Origin of the sequence: Streptococcus sp. 121 (assembly GCF_016458205.1) — a bacterium.
In the GTDB taxonomy this organism is placed as follows: domain Bacteria; phylum Bacillota; class Bacilli; order Lactobacillales; family Streptococcaceae; genus Streptococcus.
Window position 1 is genome coordinate 14,396 of sequence record NZ_JAEMED010000008.1, and the last position, 21,683, is coordinate 36,078.

Annotated in this window: 22 protein-coding genes; all 22 read right to left on the minus strand. The window is 43.6% G+C overall.

What is annotated here, in order from left to right:
* Nucleotides 1–303: 303 nt before the first annotated feature.
* The 22 genes from pepV to JEQ21_RS02775 all read right to left on the minus strand — a co-directional run bounded on the left by pepV (nucleotide 304) and on the right by JEQ21_RS02775 (nucleotide 21,623).
* A complete protein-coding gene (gene pepV, locus JEQ21_RS02670; protein WP_199363851.1) occupies nucleotides 304–1,704 on the minus strand; it encodes a dipeptidase PepV in 1,401 nt (466 codons plus the stop codon).
* Nucleotides 1,705–1,787: 83 nt separating this feature from the next.
* Nucleotides 1,788–3,584, minus strand: a complete 1,797-nt coding sequence (gene uvrC / locus JEQ21_RS02675; RefSeq protein ID WP_199363852.1) for an excinuclease ABC subunit UvrC — start codon at nucleotides 3,582–3,584, stop codon at nucleotides 1,788–1,790.
* Nucleotides 3,585–3,716: 132 nt separating this feature from the next.
* Nucleotides 3,717–4,370, minus strand: coding sequence for a phosphate signaling complex protein PhoU (gene phoU, locus JEQ21_RS02680; RefSeq protein WP_199363853.1), 654 nt, complete (start codon nucleotides 4,368–4,370; stop codon nucleotides 3,717–3,719).
* Between the two features lie 8 nt (nucleotides 4,371–4,378).
* Nucleotides 4,379–5,137 carry a phosphate ABC transporter ATP-binding protein PstB gene (pstB, locus tag JEQ21_RS02685; RefSeq protein ID WP_196090813.1) on the minus strand — a complete coding sequence of 253 codons (759 nt, stop codon included), beginning with the start codon at nucleotides 5,135–5,137 and terminating at the stop codon, nucleotides 4,379–4,381.
* Nucleotides 5,138–5,146: 9 nt separating this feature from the next.
* Nucleotides 5,147–5,950 carry a phosphate ABC transporter ATP-binding protein PstB gene (pstB, locus tag JEQ21_RS02690; RefSeq protein ID WP_199363854.1) on the minus strand — a complete coding sequence of 268 codons (804 nt, stop codon included), beginning with the start codon at nucleotides 5,948–5,950 and terminating at the stop codon, nucleotides 5,147–5,149.
* Between the two features lie 16 nt (nucleotides 5,951–5,966).
* Entirely contained in the window at nucleotides 5,967–6,854 is an 888-nt protein-coding gene (pstA, locus tag JEQ21_RS02695) for a phosphate ABC transporter permease PstA (protein WP_196090811.1), read from the minus strand.
* On the minus strand, nucleotides 6,844–7,779 hold the full coding sequence (gene pstC / locus JEQ21_RS02700; RefSeq protein WP_196090810.1) for a phosphate ABC transporter permease subunit PstC: 936 nt from the start codon (nucleotides 7,777–7,779) through the stop codon (nucleotides 6,844–6,846). Before pstC ends, pstA begins: the two co-directional genes overlap by 11 nt.
* A complete protein-coding gene (locus JEQ21_RS02705) occupies nucleotides 7,776–8,675 on the minus strand; it encodes a phosphate ABC transporter substrate-binding protein PstS family protein (RefSeq protein WP_196966785.1) in 900 nt (299 codons plus the stop codon). The genes pstC and JEQ21_RS02705 overlap by 4 nt, the downstream gene beginning before the upstream one ends.
* A gap of 131 nt (nucleotides 8,676–8,806) precedes the next feature.
* Entirely contained in the window at nucleotides 8,807–11,206 is a 2,400-nt protein-coding gene (pheT, locus tag JEQ21_RS02710) for a phenylalanine--tRNA ligase subunit beta (RefSeq protein WP_199363855.1), read from the minus strand.
* Nucleotides 11,207–11,216: 10 nt separating this feature from the next.
* Nucleotides 11,217–12,263 carry a phenylalanine--tRNA ligase subunit alpha gene (gene pheS, locus JEQ21_RS02715; RefSeq protein WP_199363856.1) on the minus strand — a complete coding sequence of 349 codons (1,047 nt, stop codon included), beginning with the start codon at nucleotides 12,261–12,263 and terminating at the stop codon, nucleotides 11,217–11,219.
* Between the two features lie 285 nt (nucleotides 12,264–12,548).
* The gene (locus JEQ21_RS02720) at nucleotides 12,549–13,373 is read right to left on the minus strand and encodes a DNA/RNA non-specific endonuclease (protein WP_199363857.1); all 825 of its coding nucleotides are present in this window, start codon (nucleotides 13,371–13,373) and stop codon (nucleotides 12,549–12,551) included.
* Between the two features lie 9 nt (nucleotides 13,374–13,382).
* Nucleotides 13,383–13,565 (minus strand): DNA-directed RNA polymerase subunit beta, encoded by a 183-nt coding sequence (locus tag JEQ21_RS02725; RefSeq protein WP_199363858.1) that lies wholly within the window; start codon nucleotides 13,563–13,565, stop codon nucleotides 13,383–13,385.
* Nucleotides 13,555–14,835 carry a UDP-N-acetylglucosamine 1-carboxyvinyltransferase gene (murA, locus tag JEQ21_RS02730; protein WP_199363859.1) on the minus strand — a complete coding sequence of 427 codons (1,281 nt, stop codon included), beginning with the start codon at nucleotides 14,833–14,835 and terminating at the stop codon, nucleotides 13,555–13,557. The genes JEQ21_RS02725 and murA overlap by 11 nt, the downstream gene beginning before the upstream one ends.
* Nucleotides 14,836–14,900: 65 nt before the next feature.
* The gene (locus JEQ21_RS02735; RefSeq protein WP_199363860.1) at nucleotides 14,901–15,131 is read right to left on the minus strand and encodes a DUF1146 family protein; all 231 of its coding nucleotides are present in this window, start codon (nucleotides 15,129–15,131) and stop codon (nucleotides 14,901–14,903) included.
* Between the two features lie 226 nt (nucleotides 15,132–15,357).
* Nucleotides 15,358–15,774 carry a F0F1 ATP synthase subunit epsilon gene (locus JEQ21_RS02740; protein WP_199363861.1) on the minus strand — a complete coding sequence of 139 codons (417 nt, stop codon included), beginning with the start codon at nucleotides 15,772–15,774 and terminating at the stop codon, nucleotides 15,358–15,360.
* A 9-nt stretch (nucleotides 15,775–15,783) separates the two neighbouring features.
* Complete coding sequence (atpD, locus tag JEQ21_RS02745; protein WP_196090801.1) at nucleotides 15,784–17,190, minus strand: F0F1 ATP synthase subunit beta; 1,407 nt, start codon at nucleotides 17,188–17,190, stop codon at nucleotides 15,784–15,786.
* 23 nt (nucleotides 17,191–17,213) lie between these two features.
* Nucleotides 17,214–18,092: a F0F1 ATP synthase subunit gamma gene (locus tag JEQ21_RS02750; RefSeq protein ID WP_199363862.1), complete on the minus strand. Its 879-nt coding sequence runs from the start codon at nucleotides 18,090–18,092 to the stop codon at nucleotides 17,214–17,216.
* Between the two features lie 14 nt (nucleotides 18,093–18,106).
* Nucleotides 18,107–19,612 carry a F0F1 ATP synthase subunit alpha gene (atpA, locus tag JEQ21_RS02755; RefSeq protein ID WP_196090799.1) on the minus strand — a complete coding sequence of 502 codons (1,506 nt, stop codon included), beginning with the start codon at nucleotides 19,610–19,612 and terminating at the stop codon, nucleotides 18,107–18,109.
* Nucleotides 19,613–19,627: 15 nt separating this feature from the next.
* A complete protein-coding gene (locus JEQ21_RS02760) occupies nucleotides 19,628–20,164 on the minus strand; it encodes a F0F1 ATP synthase subunit delta (RefSeq protein WP_199363863.1) in 537 nt (178 codons plus the stop codon).
* Nucleotides 20,164–20,658 carry a F0F1 ATP synthase subunit B gene (gene atpF, locus JEQ21_RS02765; protein ID WP_196090797.1) on the minus strand — a complete coding sequence of 165 codons (495 nt, stop codon included), beginning with the start codon at nucleotides 20,656–20,658 and terminating at the stop codon, nucleotides 20,164–20,166. Before atpF ends, JEQ21_RS02760 begins: the two co-directional genes overlap by 1 nt.
* A 15-nt stretch (nucleotides 20,659–20,673) precedes the next feature.
* The gene (gene atpB, locus JEQ21_RS02770; RefSeq protein ID WP_196090796.1) at nucleotides 20,674–21,393 is read right to left on the minus strand and encodes a F0F1 ATP synthase subunit A; all 720 of its coding nucleotides are present in this window, start codon (nucleotides 21,391–21,393) and stop codon (nucleotides 20,674–20,676) included.
* A gap of 32 nt (nucleotides 21,394–21,425) precedes the next feature.
* Nucleotides 21,426–21,623 carry a F0F1 ATP synthase subunit C gene (locus JEQ21_RS02775; protein WP_160332693.1) on the minus strand — a complete coding sequence of 66 codons (198 nt, stop codon included), beginning with the start codon at nucleotides 21,621–21,623 and terminating at the stop codon, nucleotides 21,426–21,428.
* Between the last annotated feature and the right edge of the window lie 60 nt (nucleotides 21,624–21,683).

Here is a 21,683-nt window from a genome sequence, read left to right on the forward strand (position 1 = left end):
TTACATTTCAAAATCTGAATGTGTTAATCTTCTTCGCCGAACAATAGTTCAGCCTTCATCGGATTGATGGCAAGCGATGCTTGCTTCATTACCTATAAATTTTAATCCAATTCCTGGATTAAAATTCGTGTCAGATTTCGAACCGTTTCGAGTATAAATTTCAAATTCTGACGTTGTCAAGCCTCTTCGGTGAACTTTAGTTCTACCATCATCGGCTTTTCGAGTTATCTCTTTGAAATTTTTCGAGTATTCCGATTTTGAAGTTGGTTAAGTATTAACTAAAAGACTATATCTCCTAAAAAATTAACGAATCAATTCATAGATAGCCTCAGCATAAATGGCTGCGGCGCGGAAGAGATCTTCCACTTCAATAAATTCATTGGCTTGGTGCATGGTGTCGATATAGCCTGGGAACATAGCTCCATAGGCTACACCGCGCTTCAAGAGACGTCCAAAAGTTCCACCACCAATTACTTTTTCATGTCCTTTCAGACCTGTGTGTTTTTCATAAACTGCAAGCAGGGTCTGAACGAGTGGGTCTTCAGCAGGCACATAGTGAGGGGTGTGGCCATGCTGGGAAAGCGTCACCTCTACTCCAGATACCTCTGCCAATTTTACTTGGATCTTTTCTGGTGTCATTCCTTGTGGGTAACGGAAGTTTAGAGCAATTTGACTCTGGTCTGATTCTTTTTCAAACCGGAAAACGCCCGCATTCATGGAAAGAGCTCCCATACGATCATCCACGAAGTCCAAGCCAAGAGCACGCGCATCATGATCATCTTTCAGAATTCGACCTGCTAAATCTAGATAAGCTTGAGCAGCTCCTGTGAATGGATAGTCGGACAAGAAGGCTGCCAAATAGGTAGCTCCATTAATCCCCAGATGTGGTGAGGCACCGTGAGCAGATTTTCCAATTAGTTCCAATTCTAGGCCGGCCTCAAGCTCCCGAGTTTGCCCCTTCAAGCCGACTTCGTGTAAATAATTGTTGAATTCTTGAACCATAGACTCCGGTGCATCTTTAATCACCGCCTTGGCAGCTTCTGGCACCATGTTCTCACGGAGTCCCCCAGTAAAGGAAAGCAGTTGGAGCCCTTCTTCCTGTTGGCCATCATAATGGAGGTAGGCTGTGATATTTCCTTTTTCTCCATTAATAATGGGGAATTCAGCATCCGGAGAAAATCCAAAGTCTGGTTCTGGAAGTCCGACATGTTCAAAATAATAGTCCATGTCTGCCCATCCAGATTCCTCATCTGTCCCAACTACGAAACGCACTTTTTTAGAAGTTGGAAGCCCAAGCTCCTTAATAATTTTCAAACCATAATAACAAGCCATGGTAGGTCCCTTATCATCACTAGAACCACGTGCATAAAGACGACCATCTTTGATAACGGGTTTATAAGGATCCGTTTCCCAACCACTTCCAGCTGGAACGACGTCCATATGGGCAAAAATCCCAAGAACTTCTTCACCTTCACCATACTCAAAATGACCAGCATAGTTATCAACGTTTAAGGTTGGATAACCATCTCGTTCTGCTAAAGCAAGAAAATGCTTAAGTGCTGCCACTGGACCTGGTCCAAATGGATGCTCCGCATCCGCTAGATCATCTCTGCGCTCAGAGTTAATTTCCAAGAGACTAACCAAGTCCTTGAGTAAATCTTCTTTACGCAATTCAACTTCTTTTTGAAAATCTACTGTAACCATATACTTCTCCTTTGCTTTCTATTCTACCACTTCTTTCAAAACTATGGGGATTCTTCCAGAATGAATGATGGGCTTTTGAAAGTTTAGCCTTCTTTTCCCTCTTCCTTATCCGCTAATCTCTCCTTAACGCGTTGGGCAACTGCTTGAGGGATTCCAAGAGACTGAATTTCCTCCAGACTAGCTGCCTGAATTTTGGGAATACTTTTAAAATGTTTCAAAAGAGCTTGCTTCCGTTTTGGCCCCAGACCTTCTATACCATCCAGTCTAGATGAGAAAGAATTTTTACTCCGAACTTGGCGATGAAAGGTGATGGCAAAACGATGAACCTCATCCTGAATGCGGTGTAAGAGGAAAAATTCTTGCGACTGCCGTCCAAGCTCCACAACTTCTAACGGGTCCCCAAAAAGTAGTTCATGAGTTTGATGGCGGTCATTTTTCTTTAATCCCGCAATAGGGATAGAGAGGCCCAACTCACCGTGGACCACTTCTTTTGCCACGGATACCTGACCTTGCCCTCCATCCATGATGATCAAATCCGGTTGTGGAAGGTTTTCACGAATCACCCGACTATACCGTCTCCTGAGCACTTCTCGCATACTAGCATAATCGTCCGGGCCTTCAACCGTTTTAATCTTGTATTTACGGTAATCCTTTTTACTGGCCACTCCATTGACAAAAACCACCATGGCAGAGACCGGACTTGTCCCCATAATATTGGAGTTATCAAAGGCTTCAATGCGGTAAGGGGTTGAAATCCCCAATTCGCGCCCCAGATTTTCGACAGCCCCTTGGGTTTTCTCAAAATTCTTTTCCAGTAGATCAAATTTTTGCTGGAGCGAGACTCGCGCATTTTTGCTTGCGAGACTGACCAGCTGTTTCTTTTCTCCCCTTTGAGGTTGTCGAATTTTGGTATCGACCAAGGCTTGAGCGGATTCAAAATCCACATCCATGGGCAGCAGGATTTCATTCGGAATCAGATGATTCGCCTCCTGATAAAACTGTCCTAAATACGTCAAGAAATCCTCTTCAGCATCATTGTAATAAGGAAAAAGGCTGACATCCCTTTCCATAAGCTTGCCTTGGCGAACAAAAAAGACTTGTACACACATCCAGCCTTGGTGAACAGCATAACCAAAGACATCCCTATTTTGCAAATCTTTGGCCATCACCCGTTGTTTAGTCCGCAAGGTAGCAATCGCTTGTAAGAGATCTCGATACTCAGCAGCCCGCTCAAATTCCAAATCTTGAGCTGCAAGCTCCATTTTGTCTTTTAGCTCATTCAAAATTTTATCATCCTGCCCCTTTAAAAAGTCTGACACTTCTTGGGCCATGTCCATAAAATGCTGATGGTCATAACCTGTTACAGTATGGGCATCACACTGGTGGAGATGGTAATAAAAGCAAACCTTATCAGCTGGATTACTACATTTTTTAAAGGGAAAAATGCGATCCAGGAGTTTCTTTATTTCATTAGCCGCTCCCACATCTGGATAGGGCCCAAAATACATGGCTCCATCTTTTTTAACCTGCCGAGTGGTAATCAGGCGAGGATAATAGTCATTTGTAATTTTTATAAACGGATAGGACTTATCATCCTTGAGCATGATATTGTACTTAGGACGATTTTCTTTGATCAGATTGATTTCAAGAAGGAGGGCTTCGATATTGGATTCCGTAACAATAAATTCAAAATCAGCAATTTCAGAAATGAGGGCCTCCGTCTTCGTGTCATGACTCCCTCGAAAATAAGAACGAACACGATTTCGTAAATTCTTGGCCTTACCGACATAGATAATGGTTCCCTGTTGATTCTTATGAAGGTAACAACCAGGACTTGTCGGTACCAGCGCCAATTTATTCTCAATTAATTCTGTACTCATACTAAAATTGTACCATTGCTCTTGCTTTTTGCAAACGAAAAAGCTAGGAATCATCACCTTCCTAGCTTTCGTCTTATACTCCTCAAAAGTCAAACACTACCTTATCAGGTTCGTTTTGATTTTCAGTGAAGATTATAATTCAACAATTTCACCTGTTTCCAAGTAAACAACCCACTCACAAACGTTTTTAGCATAGTCACCAATTCGTTCAAGGTAGCTAATCACTTGGAAATAATCCCGACCTGCCACAATGGCTTCTGGATTGTGTTTGATTTCTTCTGTTGCCAATTCTTGGATTTTTTTGAAATAATCATTTACTTCTTCATCCATCGCCGCAACCTTATAAGCGGAGTCAACATCTCCTTTGAGATAAAGGTCTAAAGTCGCTTCTACAAATTCCTTGACTTTTTTCCCCATTTTGTTGATTTCTTGCTCAACAGCGTCAATCCGAACTTCGCCTTTTACACGAATCGTTGCTTGAGCGATGGATACCGCGTGATCTCCCATACGCTCAATATCACTGGATGCTTTTAGAATCGTAATAACTGTCCGCAAATCTTGTGAAACAGGTTGTTGGAGAGCGATAATCTCCAGTGATTTTTCTTCTAACTTAATTTCATACTTATTGACGTCTGCGTCATCTTCAATGACGGCACGAGCCAATTCACGGTCGTGAGTGACGAAGGCACGAACAGTCCGGTTAATCTGAGATAGAACTTCGGTTCCCATCGCATAAAACTGATTGTGTAGTTTTTCTAATTCATTTTCAAATTGTGTACGTAACATATGAACTCCTATCCAAATTTACCTGTAATGTAATCTTCCGTCTCCTTGTGTTGCGGGTTGAGGAACATGTCTTTGGTTGAACTATATTCCAGACAATTTCCATCAAGGAAGAAGGCAGTTCGATCAGAAATCCGAGATGCCTGTTGCATAGACCGAGTAACTAAAAGCAAAGTATACTGATCCTTCAAACCAAAGAGAGTCTCTTCAATTTTTCCGGAAGAAATTGGATCCAGGGCAGATGTAGGTTCATCCAACAAAATAATTTTTGGACTGGTTGCCAAGACCCGAGCCACACAGACCCGCTGTTGTTGTCCACCAGATAAACCAAGCGCAGAATCATGCAAACGATCTTTGACCTCGTCCCAGATAGAAGCCCCTTTCAGAGAAGATTCCACAGCTTCATCCAAGACTTCTTTGTCCTTAATCCCTTTAATCCGAAGACCATAAACGACATTCTCATAAATGGTCATCGGGAAGGGATTCGGTTGTTGGAAGACCATTCCGATTTCCTTACGCAACTCTACCGTATCCCGCCGAGGACTGTAGACCTCATGTCCATCATAAACGATAGAACCTGTCAAACTGGCTTCAGGATTTAGGTCATTCATCCGGTTGATAGACCGTAAAAGAGTCGATTTTCCAGATCCCGATGGTCCAATGAGAGCAGTAATTTCATTAGGGTAAAAGTCTAATGAAACACTGTTGAGGGCTTTCTTTTTACCATAGTAAACGGATAAGTCTTTCACACTTAAAATAGGTTCTGTCATGACTTCCTCCTAACCAAAACGTCCTGATACATAATCACTTGTAGATTGTAGCTGGGCATTTTGGAAGATTTTCCCAGTCTCATCGTACTCGATTAAATCGCCCAAATAGAAGAAGGCGGTAAAATCACTAGCCCGAGCAGCTTGTTGCATATTGTGGGTAACAATGATAATAGTGTAGTTCTTCTTCAACTCCAACATCGTCTCTTCCAGCTGCATGGTCGCAATTGGATCCAAGGCAGATGCTGGCTCATCCATCAAAAGAATATCCGGCTTAACGGAGATAGCTCGAGCAATACAAAGCCGTTGTTGTTGTCCACCAGACAAGGTGAAGGCAGATTTATGAAGATCGTCCTTCACTTGATCCCACAAAGCTGCTTGTCTGAGTGAAGTCTCTACAATTTCATCTAAAACTCTCTTGTCTTTTACCCCTGCCCGCTCGTGGGCAAAGGTAATGTTTCGATAAATTGATTTGGCAAATGGATTAGGCCGTTGAAAAACCATCCCGATATGCTTGCGCATTTCATAAACATTGATATCTGGTCGATTGACGTCGACTCCCTCATAGAGAATTTCCCCAGTCACCCGAGCAATATCAATAGTATCGTTCATCCGATTCAAACTTCGCAAGTAGGTTGATTTTCCTGAGCCAGACGGTCCAATGAGAGCCGTGATTTTGTTTTTCTCAAACTGCATATCAATGCCCTTGATGGACTCATTTTGCCCATAATAGACATGAAGGTCCTTGGTCTCTAGGGCAACTTTTTCTTCTGGGAAGCGAATAATGTGTTTTTCATCCCAATTATACGTTGTCATTTTTCCTTAAACCTCCTTAGGAAGCGGATGTCATCTTCTGATGAAGTTTTTTACCGAGGTAACGCGCACCAAGGTTGAAAATCAAGATAAAGATTAAAAGGACGGCAGCACTACCAGCAGAAACTTGCATGGCATCAGGAATAGTTCCCTCGCTGTTTACCTTCCAGATGTGAACGGCCAAGGTTTCTGCTTGACGGAAAATGGAAATCGGGCTGGTAACATCTAAGATGTTCCAATTTGACCAATCAAGCGCTGGAGCTGATTGCCCGGCAGTATAAATTAGAGCTGCCGCTTCACCAAAGATACGACCTGAAGCCAAGACAATACCCGTAACAATACCTGGGAGAGCTTCTGGAATAACCACGTGAACCACCGTTTCCCATCGGGATAAACCAAGAGCCAAACCTGCTTCCCGTTGGGTGTGGTGAACCGTCCGAAGACTGTCTTCTACGTTTCGTGTCATCATAGGCAAGTTGAAAACTGTCAAGGCCAGAGCACCAGAAATGATGGAAAATCCGTATTGGAATTGGATAACGAATATCAAATAACCAAAGAGACCTACAACCACAGATGGTAGGGAGGAAAGGATCTCAATACAGGTCCGAATAAAGTTGGTGACAGGTCCCTTCTTAGCATACTCTGACAAGTAAATACCTGCTCCCGTAGATAGTGGAAGAGAAATGAGCAGAGTAATGACTAACAAGAAAAACGAGTTAAAAAGTTGGATCCCAATCCCACCACCCGCTTCATAAGAAGACGAGCGACCAGTTAGGAAGTGCCAATTAACGTGTGGTAAGCCCCGAACTAAAATAAATAGAAGAAGGGAGGTGAGAATGGCAACGATTATTCCTGCAATGGTATAGAGAATAGCTGTCGCCAATTTATTCATTTTCTTAGCGTTCATAGTTTCTCTTTCCTTCCCTAGTAATTAATTTGATGACCGAGTTAAAGGCTAAACTCATCATGAGGAGCACCAAAGCCAAGGACCAAAGAACATTATTTTGAACTGTACCCATAATGGTATTTCCGATTCCCATGGTCAAGACCGAAGTCAAGGTTGAAGCCGGTGTTGTGAGTGAGGTGGGCATGACAGCAGAGTTTCCGACAACCATCTGAATCGCCAAAGCCTCACCAAAGGCCCGCGCCATTCCAAAGACAACCGCTGTAAAAATCCCTGGACGAGCTGCATTCAAAACCACCCGCCAGATTGTTTGCCAACGAGTCGCCCCCATCGCCAAGCTAGCCTCTTTATAGTGGCGTGGAACAGCCTTCAAACTATCGACAGTCATGAAGGTCACAGTTGGCAGAATCATAACGAATAGGACAAAGACCCCAGATAAAATCCCGAATCCTGTACCACCAGCAATGCTTCGAACAAATGGTACAACCACCTGCAAACCAATGAAACCATACACAACAGATGGGATTCCGACCAACAATTCAATTGCTGGCTGAAGGATTTTAGCTCCGTACTTTGGAGAAATCTCCGTCATAAAGATGGCTGCTCCGATTGCAAACGGAGTTGCAAGCAAAGCGGATAAAATCGTTACAATAAAGGAACCCGTAATCATTGGAAGAGCTCCCATGTAAGGCTGACCATTGGCATCCTTGACACTTGGCTGCCATTCAGTCCCCGTTAAGAAGGAAATGGGATTAATTCCATCCACAAAGAAGGTTGACAACCCTTTCTGAGCAACAAAAATCAAAATCATAGCCACTACCAAGACGATTAGAGATAGACACATAAAGGTAATGGTCTTCCCAAATTTTTCTAACTTGGAATTCTTGGAAGGGGATAGTAGTTTCTTTTCTAATTCAGATGATTTCACTTCTCTTCTCCCTTGCTATTTTGGCTAGTCGACTTGGCAGTGACATTACCGTCAGCATCTTTCTCGACTTCCATATCATCAATTGGGATGTAACCCATGCTCTTGACGATACCTTCTTGAACTTCTTCTGACACCATATAGTCCAAAAATTCCTGAGTCAATTCATCCTTGTCTTTCTTGGTATACATGTGTTCATAGGACCAGATTGGCCACTTATTGGTAGCAACATTCTCCGCAGTTGCTGCAGCTCCGTCCAGTTTTAATTGTTTCACGGAGTCATCCACATAAGAAAAGGCAAGATACGAAATCGCTCCTGGTGTTTGGGAAACAATGGATTTCACCATCCCATTGGAATCTTGTTCCTGACTCTTCTTAGCAGTGATACCATCCATAACCACCTTATCAAAGGTAGAACGAGAACCAGAACCAACCGCTCGGTTGATAATCGTCACTTCCAAGTCTGGACCACCAACTTCTTTCCAGTTTTTAATCTTACCGGCAAAGACGTCTCGTAACTGATCCAGTGTTAGATTGTCAAGGCTGACTTCCTTGTTGGCAATGACAGCCAAACCCGCAACCGCAACTTGGTGATCGGTTAACTTATCCGCCTCAATTCCGTCCTTCTCTTCTGCAAACACGTCGCTGTTCCCAATTTGAACAGCACCAGATTGCACCTGAGAAAGACCTGTACCAGACCCACCACCTTGAACATTGATGGTTTTTCCTAAATGTTGGGCGGAAAATTCATCGGATGCAGCTTCAACCAAGGGTTGCAAGGCTGTAGAGCCCACAGCTGTAATGGATTCGCCCTTATCAATCCATGCTGCACAGGCTGATAGGGACAGAGCTGTCATCCCTAAAATAGAGATGCTCAGTAGTTTTTTACCAAAGCTCATAGTTTTTTCCTTTAATTAAATTTGGGGGTGGCTTTCCAACCTTTTGGTTCCCCTTTCTCACTATACCATAAAGCGCGAAAGGTTCCATTAAAATTGCCCAAAAAACCACCAAATAAAACATATTTTTTCGATTAACGAATTTCAGCTCCAAGTTCTGACTCCAAGGCCTTTTGAATCTTATCCATATAGCGCACAACTTCCTCATCTTCCAAGGTAGCTTCTGGATTTTGGAAGGTTAAACTATAGGCCATGGATTTCTGATCCTCACTCAATGGAAGTCCTTGATAGACATCAAAGAGATGAATTCCTTTCAATCGTTTCAAGTTTAAAGATGAAAGGACATCGAGAATCGCTTGATGCTGAATATCTTCACGAACCAAAAGGGCAATATCCCGAGTTACGGAAGGGAATTTACTGATATCCTGGAAGACAGCTTGTTCAGGCAATAATCCTTCAATCAACGACAAATTAACTTCTGCAACATAGACTTCTGATAAATCGTAGTCCTTGGCTAGAGCAGGATGGACTTGACCAAGGAAACCAATGGTCTGATCCCCGACCACAAGCAGGGCAGTCCGTCCAGGATGACTACCTGGAAGATCACCAATAGCCTGATAGGTGACCTCTAAGCCCAAACGATCAAAGAGCACTTCTAACATACCCTTAACCGTAAAGAAATCAACTGCCTGGGCCTCTGTTTGAAAATCTTTTTCTGTAAACGAACCAGTTAAAGCCAAGGCTAAGACAGTATCTTCCCGTGGCAGTTGCTTTTCTTCAACATGTTTGAAAATCTTACCAATCTCATAAAGCGCTAGGTTTGACTGACGACGCGCCTGATTATAGTGAAGCGTTTCTAACAGACTGGAAACCATGCTTTGACGAAGAACACTGCGCTCGACACTCATGGGCCACATCAATTCAATCAGTGAAGATTGATTTTTCCTAAATAATTGGGCTTTTTCTGGTGTCGTTAAGGTATAGGTGATGACTTCTGTTAAACCAACACCTTCCATGGTATCTTGAACCTTGCGGCGCAGAGCTTGCATTTTGGTCAATTCACCTGCAGTTCCTTGACCTCCAGGGAGGGATGACGGAAGCCGGTCATAGCCATAGATTCGAGCAATTTCTTCATTCAAATCGGCAGGAATGGTAATATCCCAGCGACGTTTTGGCACCGAAACTTGAAAGGCTGTCGCATCTCCACTCAGACCAAAATCTAAGCGACGGAAAATATCCTCAATCGCTGCGAAATCCAAATCTGTTCCCAGGACACGATTAACAGAGACTAGATCAGTCGCAACCGTTACCGGCTCAGCATCAACCTGCCCAGCTTCCACACGTCCTGCTAAGACTTCAGCTCCAGCAAGTTCGACCAAGAGACTGGCTGCATAATCCAAAGCCTCCGAAACCGTCTCAACGTTAATCCCTTTTTCAAAACGGGCAGATGCCTCACTACGTAAGTTCAAACGTCCACTTGTCTTACGGATAGAAGTTCCATCAAAAACAGCGGCTTCCAACACAACTCGAGTAGATTGATCACGAATCTCTGTAGCTTCTCCCCCCATAACGCCTGCTAGAGCAACAGGTTCGTCCGCAACTGTGATCACCAAATCAGTCGCTTCTAGGTTGCGATCCACACCATCCAAGGTACGGAATTTTTCTCCTGCACGAGCCTCACGCACCACAATTTTAGAATCCTTGAAGGTATCCAAGTCAAAAGCGTGAAGCGGTTGACCATATTCTAACAAGACCAAGTTTGTCACGTCGACAACGTTATTAATCGGTCTGATGCCAGCGTTCATTAAGCGGTTTTGCAACCATTGAGGACTAGGTCCCACTTGAACCTTCTCCAACACACGCGCTTGGTAAGTTGACGCTTTATCGGATTCAATCGCTACTTCTAACAATTCAGAGGCAGATTTAGAATTTTCTTCTAAGACAACCGGCTTTAAGGTCAAGTTGCTATCGTAAATAGCCGCAACTTCATAGGCTACTCCTCGCATGGAAAGTGCATCTGCTCGATTCGGGGTAATGGACAATTCAATGATGTGATCATCCATATCCAAATATGGGAAGACTGAATCCCCAGGCACAGCATCCTCCGGAAGGACCTGAATCCCATCCGTATATTCCTTCGGAATAATGGACTCTGATAAGCCTAGCTCTTCAAGGGAACAAATCATCCCCAAGGATTCCATCCCACGGATTTTACCTTTTTTAATTTTATAGTTGTCAGCGATGCGAGCTCCTGGTAAGGCTACAATAACCTTTTGACCAGCAGCTATATTCGGTGCACCACAAACAATTTGACGCGGTGCTTCATCGCCCGTGTCCACTTGACAGAGATGTAGATGCGTATCTGGTACAGCCTCTTCCGTTAGAACTTGACCGACAACAATTTTGGACAAGCCATCTGCTGGCGAAGCAACTCCCTCAACCTCGATACCTGTCGTAGACATTTTTTCGGCTAGCTCAGCCACCGGAGCATCAAACTCAACTAATTCTTTTAACCACTTATAACTTACTAACACTTCATACTCCTTACTTGAACTGCTCTGAGAAGCGCTGGTCGCCTAGATAGAAACCACGAATATCATTGATTCCGTATCGCAACATAGCGATACGCTCTTGTCCCAAACCAAAGGCAAAACCAGAATAGCGACTAGGGTCAATGCCACTCATTTCAAGGACGCGCGGATGCACCATACCAGCTCCAAGAATTTCAATCCAACCGGTTTGTTTGCAGACATTGCAGCCTTGTCCACCACACTTGAAGCAAGATACATCCACTTCTACTGATGGTTCAGTGAATGGGAAATAGGAAGGGCGTAGGCGGATTTTTCGATCCTGTCCAAACATTTTTTGTAGGATTAATTCCAAGGTTCCCTTCAAGTCAGCCATGGAAATCTCCTCACCAACAACCAGACCTTCGATCTGATGGAACTGGTGACTGTGGGTAGCATCATCCGTATCCCGACGGTACACACGTCCAGGAGAAATCATCTTTAACGGACCTTGACTAAAATCATGGGTTTCCATGGTTCGTGCTTGAACAGGACTAGTATGAGTTCGCAGTAAAACTTCCTCTGTAACGTAGAAAGTATCTTGCATATCTCGTGCAGGGTGATCCTTAGGAAGGTTCATTCGTTCAAAATTGTAATGGTCAGATTCTACCTCGAAGCCATCTACAATTTGGTAACCCATTCCTAGGAAGATATCTTCAATTTCTTGGCTGACTTGTGTCAAGACATGGCGGTGTCCTCGCTTGACCTGACGTCCTGGTAGGGTAACATCAATCCGTTCAGCTTCTAACTGCTTCGCGATACGATCCGCTTCTAAATCTTTTGCTGCTTGATCAAAAGCCTGATTCAAGACATCCCGCGCTTCGTTGACATGCTTTCCTATTACGGGGCGCATCTCAGCTGACAGGTCTTTCATTCCTTTCAAGATCTCTGTTAATGAACCTTTTTTCCCCAATACAGAGACCCGCAGTTGTGTCAAATCCTCGTCCAAATCGGTATTGATACTTTCAAGACTAGACAGAGTTTCTGAAACTAGCTTGGACAATTTTTCTTCAATTGCTTCCATTTTTCCTCCATAAAAAAAGCGCGTGCAAGCTCTCAAAATCGGAGCGTTGACACGCGGTACCATCCGTCTTTTATCCCCAAGGGGACCTCGTTTGCGTTGTTCACAAGTGGGTGAATTCACCAAACTTCCCCCGAGCAGACTCTCAGTCACGATCTGCCTCCCTGTTCAGCTTCCATTTAGCTACTAGTCCCACGAACAAGTATTCAATTTTAAACTAAGTCTATCAAAATTCGTCGCCTTTGACAAGACAGTCAGAGAAAGATTCTCAAATTTTAAAGACCATTTCTACTGGTCGAGAAAGACCTGACCTGTCCGGTAATCCAAACGAATCCCCTCTTGTACATTAGGAATAAAGACATTAAATTCCAGGCTTCCATCACTAGACTTTGCTTCTAGATGTGAGCCAGACGGAACCAAGTCCCACTGACTATTGTATATCACTTCTACGCGATAGCGGACGCGTTTGTTCTGATCCAGGGCTTTTCGAACTTGGGTTTCATAGTAGTTCTGACCACGTCCGTCATCAGAACTAGATTGATTGGCCCAGGCTGTTTGGACAGCAATGTTTGCTGGATTACTGGTAGACGCATCGAATCCTTTTAGACCTCCTACCAGTGCGTAGCCCAATAAATGCCCCCGATCCACGGCATGGTTGTATTCTCCATTCAAGCGTAGTTGGTGCCAGCCAGCAGGAGTCCAAGAAGTCGAACCGTTTCCAGTTTCTTCGCGACTCTTGTATTGTCGCGTAGACTTGGCTAAGAGAGAGTTAGCAAGTGTTGGCACGACTTGGCCATCAACTTCTTTCGTCTGATTGGTAGCATAGGGTTGACTGGCCACGTCTGCATTCAAATCGGTCTGATTATTATTCACTTCAAAAGATCCCGCCCCCGTCCAGGTCATGTCTCCCTTAATTTGCGCACGCACAGAATCTGTTAATACAGATTCTGCTAACTCTTGGTTAGGAGCTTGACTATTATTGACGCGAGTCTCTTGATTGGAAGGCGCTTGTCCTGTGGATTGATCTGTGACATAATAACTAGCCACCGCTAAGACCAAACTAACCAGTAGTCCTAGAGTGCTGACCGCCTGCTTTTGCTTCTTTTTAGCCATCTTTCATCCTTACTTAAATTTCCTCAATAGTTCCGACCATGTGGCTGGGGATAAAATTTCGAGGGGGTTCTTCCCTTCTCCCAAGACAGAGTAACCAAAAACTAATCCAACTGCAAATACAAGAAGAGTTAGAAGGAGAAAACCAAGAATCATCAACCATTGTTTACGGAAACGACTCCAATTACTCTCCATGAACTCCTCCAATCCGTTCGACCTGGGCACCTAGCGAAGCCAACTTACGATCAAACTGGTAATAACCACGATCTAAATGACTTAGTTTTCCAACACGGGTCTCACCTTCTGCCACCAAACCTGCTAGGATAAGAGCAGCACTAGCCCGTAAGTCTGTCGACATCACTTCTGCACCTTGCAGTTTTTGACCTCCAGTAATCAAGGCTGTATCACGAAGGATATCTGAATGCAGATTCATCCGACGCATTTCTTCTAGGTGTTGGAAACGATTTTCAAAGACCGTTTCAATCATGGTGGACTCCCCCTTTGCAACCGCCATAAGGGCTGTAAATTGGGCCTGCATATCCGTTGGAAAACCTGGGTGTGGTTGGGTTTTTACAGTCACTGGTCTTAAGCTTTCGATAGAAGAACGGATGCGAATGCCCCCTTCCTCCTCTGTAACTTCAACCCCCATCTCTTGCATTTTAGCCAGTAAAGGACGATTGTGTTCCCAAATAGCATCTTCAATCAAGACGTCACCACCAGTCATTGCTGCAGCCACCATAAAGGTTCCCGCTTCAATTCGGTCTTGGACTACAGCATGATCCACACCGTGTAAGGCCTCCACACCGTGAATGACCAAGGTCTCAGTACCAGCACCGCGAACATCTGCCCCCATTGCATTTAGGAGCAACGCTAGGTCCACAATCTCAGGCTCTCGAGCCGCATTTTCAATTGTAGTCACCCCTTTGGCCAAGGTAGCAGCCATCATAATATTTTGTGTCGCACCTACACTTGGAAAGTCCAGATAGATGTTGGCACCTTTAAGTCTGCTTGCTGTAGCCTCAATATATCCAGCCTCCTGATGGATTTGGGCTCCCATCGCTTCAAGTCCCTTCAAATGCAAGTCGATCGGCCGACTACCAATGGTACAACCACCAGGCATAGATACCTTAGCAAAACCATTACGCGCCAAAATTGGCCCCAAAACAACAATGGAAGCCCGCATCTGGCTCACATATTCGTAGGGAGCCTCACTTAAAATTGTCCCCTCCGCATCCACAGTCACTTGATTGTGTTCCTGATCAAAGTCCACATCAATATCCAGACCTGAAATGACTTGATTCATAGTGAAGACGTCTGATAAGATTGGCACATTGGTTAGCTTTGTTTTTCCTTCTGACGCTAGAATTGTTGCAGCCAGTAGTGGTAAAACCGCATTCTTGGCTCCCTCAATCTTTACCGTTCCGGTTAAACGATTATTTCCACCTTTTATAACAATTTGATCCATTATTTCTACTCCAAAAAATCATTTTGACTTTATTCTATCACATTCTAGATGCAGATGCTAAAAGTCTACTCGACTAAAGAACGGAGAGTTTGACTAAATTGTATGAGGCTGAGAAAAAAGGTTGATACTAAAAATCCGAGGGAAATACTAAAAATAAGATGAAGCAACTGGGCTTGGCGTGTATTTTCTGGCGTAATTCTCAAAAATTTATCCCATGCCACTACATTTCCAAGTAAACGATGGACCTCATAAATAAAAAGCAAATGACTGCATACAGCTAAAATTTGAATATTCATGACTCCATTGTAACATAGTCTGGACAAGAAAAAACAAGGACTCAAAAGATCCTTGTTTCTCTGTTATCCTCTTTTAGTTTATCTTTTATTACTGTGTTAGCTTGTCTTGCCATACTTATTTGAAACTTTCTTCGAAAGTTGTATCGGCGAGCTCAAAAACTCCCCCAGAGATTTTGAGCTGTCTACGACTCGCTGCCTTGTACTAACAGTAAACTAAAAGACTCTATTATTTATTTCCCACATTGATTCGGTTAATGGCCCGTTGCAAAGCAATTCGTGCCCGCTGTTCTTGGTCAATAGAATGTTCAGACAGCGCTTGTTCCAAAGCAGCTTCTGCCCGCTTTTTAGCTCTTTCTGCTCGACTGACATCGATATCCCGTTCACGTTCTGCAGAATCTGCAATAATCGTAATCGTATCGTCAGCTACTTCAATGACTCCTCCATTAACCGCTACCCAGTCAACATGGTCTTCATCATCAACTCGGCGAACCTTTAGTTCATCCACCGCCAAAACGGCTAATAGATTGGTATGACCTGGAAGAATTCCAAGCTCCCCTTCGGTGGTTCGAGCCATGACAAATTGAGCATGGTGCTGATAGATCATTCCATGAGGAGTTACAATTTGTACAGTCATCTGGCTCATAAGTCACCTCTAAAAGTTCATTTTTTCTGCCTTAGCAATCACATCTTCAATGGAACCAACACCGCGGAAGGCATCTTCTGGAAGGTGATCGTATTTTCCATTTAGGATATCTTTAAAGCCACGAACAGTTTCTGCAACTGGCACATACGATCCTGGTTGACCTGTAAATTGTTCCGCAACGTTAAAGTTTTGAGAAAGGAAGAACTGAATGCGACGTGCCCGCGCAACCAGAGTCTTCTCTTCATCGGATAACTCATCCATACCAAGAATGGCAATGATATCTTGCAACTCGTTATAGCGTTGAAGTACACGTTTCACTTCAGAAGCTACTTCGTAGTGTTCTTGCCCGACAATTTCTGGTGCCAAGGCTCGTGAACTGGATGCCAACGGATCTACCGCTGGGTAAATTCCCAATTGCACCAATTTACGCTCCAAGTTAGTGGTGGAGTCCAAGTGGGCGAAGGCCGTTGCAGGGGCTGGATCGGTGTAGTCATCGGCTGGAACATAGATCGCTTGAATAGATGTTACAGAACCTTTTTGTGTTGACGTAATCCGTTCTTGCAATTGTCCCATCTCAGTCGCCAAGGTTGGTTGGTAACCTACAGCAGACGGCATCCGTCCTAGAAGGGCAGAAACCTCTGAACCGGCTTGGGTGAAGCGGAAGATATTATCAATGAAGAGCAATACGTCTTGCCCCTCTACATCCCGGAAGTATTCTGCAATTGTCAAACCTGTTAGGGCAACGCGCATCCGTGCTCCAGGTGGCTCATTCATCTGACCAAATACCATGGCTGTTTTTTCAATAACGCCAGACTCCTTCATTTCCCAATAAAGGTCATTTCCTTCACGGGTTCGCTCACCAACACCTGTAAAGACGGAAATTCCTCCGTGTTCTTGAGCGATGTTGTGAATTAATTCTTGAATCAAGACAGTTTTACCAACTCCGGCACCACCGAAGAGTCCAACTTTCCCTCCTTTTAGGTAGGGAGCCAAGAGATCAATAACCTTGATTCCTGTTTCCAAAATCTCAGTAGAAGTTGACAATTCATCAAAGCTCGGTGCTTTTTTATGGATAGGCTGACGATCAATCTGATCCTCGATAGGTTGGTCCAAATCAATAGTCTCTCCTAACACATTGAATACCCGTCCAAGTGTTTCTTTCCCAACTGGAACCGAAATTGGTCGACCTGTATCCAGAACTTCTTGACCACGTTTTAAACCATCTGTTGATTCCATAGCGATAGTGCGAACAACCCCATCGCCCAACTCAAGAGCAACTTCGAGGACAATTTTCCCTGCCTGTTCGCCATCCTTGTAGACTACTAAGGCATTGTTAATTTCTGGTAATGGTGCATCCGTTGGAAAGACTACGTCCACAACGGGTCCAATTACCTGAGCAATCTTACCAGTGCTCATGTCTTTCTCCTTTTCTTCTATCGTTACTCTAAGGCACTTGCCCCGGCAACGATTTCTGTAATTTCTTGTGTAATAGCTGCTTGTCGCGCGCGATTGTATTGAATGGTTAATTCCGAAATAACCTTTTTGGCATTATCTGTTGCTGTCTGCATGGCGGTCATACCCGCTGCATTTTCAGCCGTTTTCGCATCAATAATAGCTCCATAAATCATACTTTCTGCATATTGTGGCAACAGTTGATTTAAAAGTGCTTCTTTTCCAGGCTCTAAATCAAATTCCTTGGCATAACCTGTTTTAGCTTCATTTGGATCCAAATCAACAATCGGCAACATCTGCTCAACCCGCATTTGACTGGTTAAGGAATTGACGTGATGATTGTAGCAGACGTACAATTCATCAAACAATTCAGCCTGATACATGCCCACAGCCTTGTTGATGATTTTTTGAACCTCATCAAAACTTGGCTGATCCGCCAAACCACGAAGTTCATAGATCGGTTCTATACCACGGGCTTTAAAGAAGTCTGTTCCCATTCCACCAATGGAAATAATGGAATAAGAGTCCGGATCTTTGTGGTATTCCTTAATTAAATCCATCACTGCCTTAAGAACAGTTGAGTTGTAGCCTCCAACCAAACCACGGTCAGAAGTAATCACAATATAACCGGTCTTCTTAACTGGACGACTGAGGAGCATTGGGTTACTACTTCCCGACACTAATTCAGAATCCAACAAATCCGTGAGGAGCTGACGAACCCGCTTAGCATAAACTTGGAAATCCTTAGCGGCTTGCTCGGACTTTCCTAGTTTTGCAGCTGAAACCATTTGCATGGCATTGGTAATTTGACTCGTATTTTTAGTCGATGCGATTTTGGTTTTAATTTCATTTAAAGAAACGGCCATTTCTTACCCCTTTCTTATTTGAAATTCGCGTGATCCTTAAATTCTTGAATGGCTGCATCCAACACTTCTTCTTTTGGAAGGTCCTTGGTCATACGGATACCTTCAAAAATCTCAGGATGTTTAGCATCGAAATAATCATAAAGTTCGGCTTCGAATCGAATAATCTTATCCACTGGGATATCATCCAAGAATCCATGCGTCAAGGCATAGAGAATCACGACTTGTTTTTCAACAGGCAATGGCTTATGAACCGGTTGTTTTAAGACTTCGATCGTCCGACGACCACGATTCAATCGAGCCTGAGTTGCTGCATCCAAGTCACTACCAAATTTGGTAAAGGCTTCCAGCTCACGGTAGGCTGCCAAGTCAATCCGAAGCGTACCAGCAACTTTTTTCATAGCCTTAATCTGCGCGGAACCTCCGACCCGTGATACTGAGGAACCCGCATCGATAGCTGGACGAACCCCAGAGTTAAAGAGGGAATCATCCAAGAAGATTTGACCATCTGTAATCGAAATCACATTGGTCGCAATATAGGCTGAGATATCTCCTGCTTGGGTTTCGATAAATGGAAGGGCTGTAATAGATCCACCTCCAAGCTCATCTGAAACCTTAGCAGACCGCTCCAAAAGACGGCTATGGAGATAGAAGACATCTCCAGGAAAGGCCTCACGTCCAGGTGGACGACGAAGCAAGAGGGAGAGTTCACGGTAAGCCACAGCTTGTTTTGACAAGTCATCATAAACAATCAACACATGTTTGCCTTGATACATAAACTCTTCAGCCATCGCAACACCTGCATACGGTGCCAAGAAAAGCAACGGGGAAGGTTGTGAAGCCGATGCAGATACCACAATTGTATAATCCAGTGCCCCATGTTTCCGCAAGGTTTCAACTTGTGTACGAACCGTTGATTCCTTTTGTCCAATGGCTACATAGATACAGATCATATCTTGACCCTTTTGGTTCAAGATAGCATCGATGGCAATGGTTGTTTTACCCGTTTGACGGTCTCCAATGACCAATTCCCGCTGACCACGCCCGATTGGAACAAGAGCATCAATGGCCTTCAAGCCTGTTTGAAGAGGCTCAGACACGGATTTACGTTCCATAACTCCAGGTGCCGGTGCTTCTACTGGACGAGTTCCGGTCGTTTCGATTGAGCCTAATCCATCAATTGGACGTCCCAAGGGATCTACGACACGTCCAATCAAGGCTTCTCCAACTGGAACTTCCATGATTTTTCCGGTACGACGAACGGTGTCCCCTTCACGAATATCTGTAAATTCACCAAGAATGATGATTCCGACATCCTTGGTTTCCAGATTTTGAGCCATCCCATAGGAGCCATTTTCAAAGATGAGCAATTCACCGCTCATAGCCTGATTTAGACCATGGGCGCGTGCAATTCCGTCACCGATGTAGGTTACAACTCCTGTTTCGGCCACATCAAAATCTGGTTGAAAATTGTCGATTTGTTGCTTAATTAAAGCGCTAATTTCTTGTGCTTGAATCGCCAACGCTCACACCACTTTCTATTTCATTTTTTCTTTCATTGTTTGCAATTGGCGTCGAATACTTACATCCATTTGCTTATGATTAGCCGTAATGACAAAGCCACCAATCAAATCACGATTAATGACTTGGTTTAGTTTTCGTACACCAAGTCCCATTTTTTCTTGAACAAGCGGCAGCAATCTTCCGATTTGTTCTTCTGATAAAGCATAGGCCGACTCTAGGGTAACCTCAAAAGAATTGGTCTCCACTTCTAGTCGGCTTAAACTTTCTTTTAAAATAGCTTCAAGCAATTCCTCCCGATGATTTTGCATCAAGACTCTGAGGAGGTTATCCAGTAATTCAGAACCCGTTGGCAAAATTTTATGGAAGATTTCAGCCTTCTGCACTTTGGGAACAGCGATATTTGTTAAAAAATTTGTAAGGTCTGTCTCTCGCAAGAGTTCCAAAAGTTGGTCTATAACAGGAAAAACTTCTTGACTTTGATTTTTTTCAATCACTAATTGGACAAAGGGACTTGCATAGCTGTCTACCAAGATCATTTCTTTCTTGTCCATTAGCTTTCTCCTAATTGTTTAATGTACTGATCAATCAATTCTGAATGAGCTTCTTGATTCAACTCTTTTCCTAAAATCTTAGAAGTTAGATCCACAGTTAAATCTGCTACTTCTTGTTTGATTCCAGCAAGTGCTTCTGCCCGTTCCTGAGCAATCTCCTGACCTGCATTTTCTTTCAACCGCTGTACCTGGTCCTTTGTTTCAGCCAGCAGTTGATTTTTTTGATGCTCAGCATTTTCTTTTGCAGTAGCGAGGATAGCTGCTGCTTCTTCTTTTGTCCCGGATAACTGCTCCTGCCGTTCTTGCAGCAAGGCTTCCGCCTGATGTTTAGCCGCTTCCGCTTGATCAATATCCGAACTAATCTTGTCAGAGCGTTCATCTAGTACTGTTTCCACACGATTCCAAACATATTTTTTAATAAGTAGGAGGACCGCTATAAAAGAGCCAGTTACTAGAATAAAGTTACCAATTAACTGTCCTAATGTAATTTCCATAGTCTATCTCCTTTCTTATTCTTCCTCATCTACAATTTTCTTCCCTAGATAGCTTGAGGACAACATGGTAAAGACAAAGGCTTGCATCCCAGAAATAAAGAGAGAGAAGGCAGTCCATGCCATATTGAGGCCAAATGCGAATGGAAAGGCAATCAAATAGGCTCCTATTAATTGTGTCAATAATGATACAATTACCTCACCTGAAAAAATATTTCCATACAAACGAAGGCCTAAAGAAAGAAAATTTGTGATTTCTTCTAGGATATTCATCGGAGTCATTGCCACAGGTGTTACAAACCCCTTCAAATACCCCTTTAATCCACGACGTCGAATTCCTTCCACTTGAATAAAGACGGTTACCAAGAAAGACAAACACAAGTCATAAACTAGATTTGCTGTTGGTGAGGTCCACAAATTAAAGTGTTCAGGTGGAAGCGTTTCAATTTTTGTAGCCAAACCAATAGAGTTAGCGACAAACAAGAATAGGAAAAGACTAAAGAAAATGGGCAGGTAGGCCTTTACATTGGAAGCACCAAGATTATTCTGAATCACTCCAGTAACAAAATCAATCAGGGCTTCCAGGGCACTTTGCTTACGATTCGGACGAACATTTAAGTCCCGACTCAACCAATAAACAAAGCCAAATACCAACGCTACCGTCAAGAGAGACATGGCCAACAAGGTTAAATCAAAAACAATCGGTCCGATTGTAATTGATGGTGAATGTGATTCCACGGGTCTCTCACCTCAATTCTATCAGTGCAATCTTACAAGATGAAGGCCATCGCAAGAAGGACGAAGAAGGTACCCTCGATAAAGGCAATCCCCATCAACATGCTTGTTTGCAACTTGTTATAAAGCTCCGGTTGACGAGCAGCTGAACGAAGGAAGCTAGAAACCAACAAACCTTCACCGATACTTACACCCATAACGGCCAAACCTAGGGCCAAAATTGATAAATTCATTTCGAATTCTCCTTTTAATTTTTGTTACCCCATTACTCTACTCCTATTCAAGTCATTTGT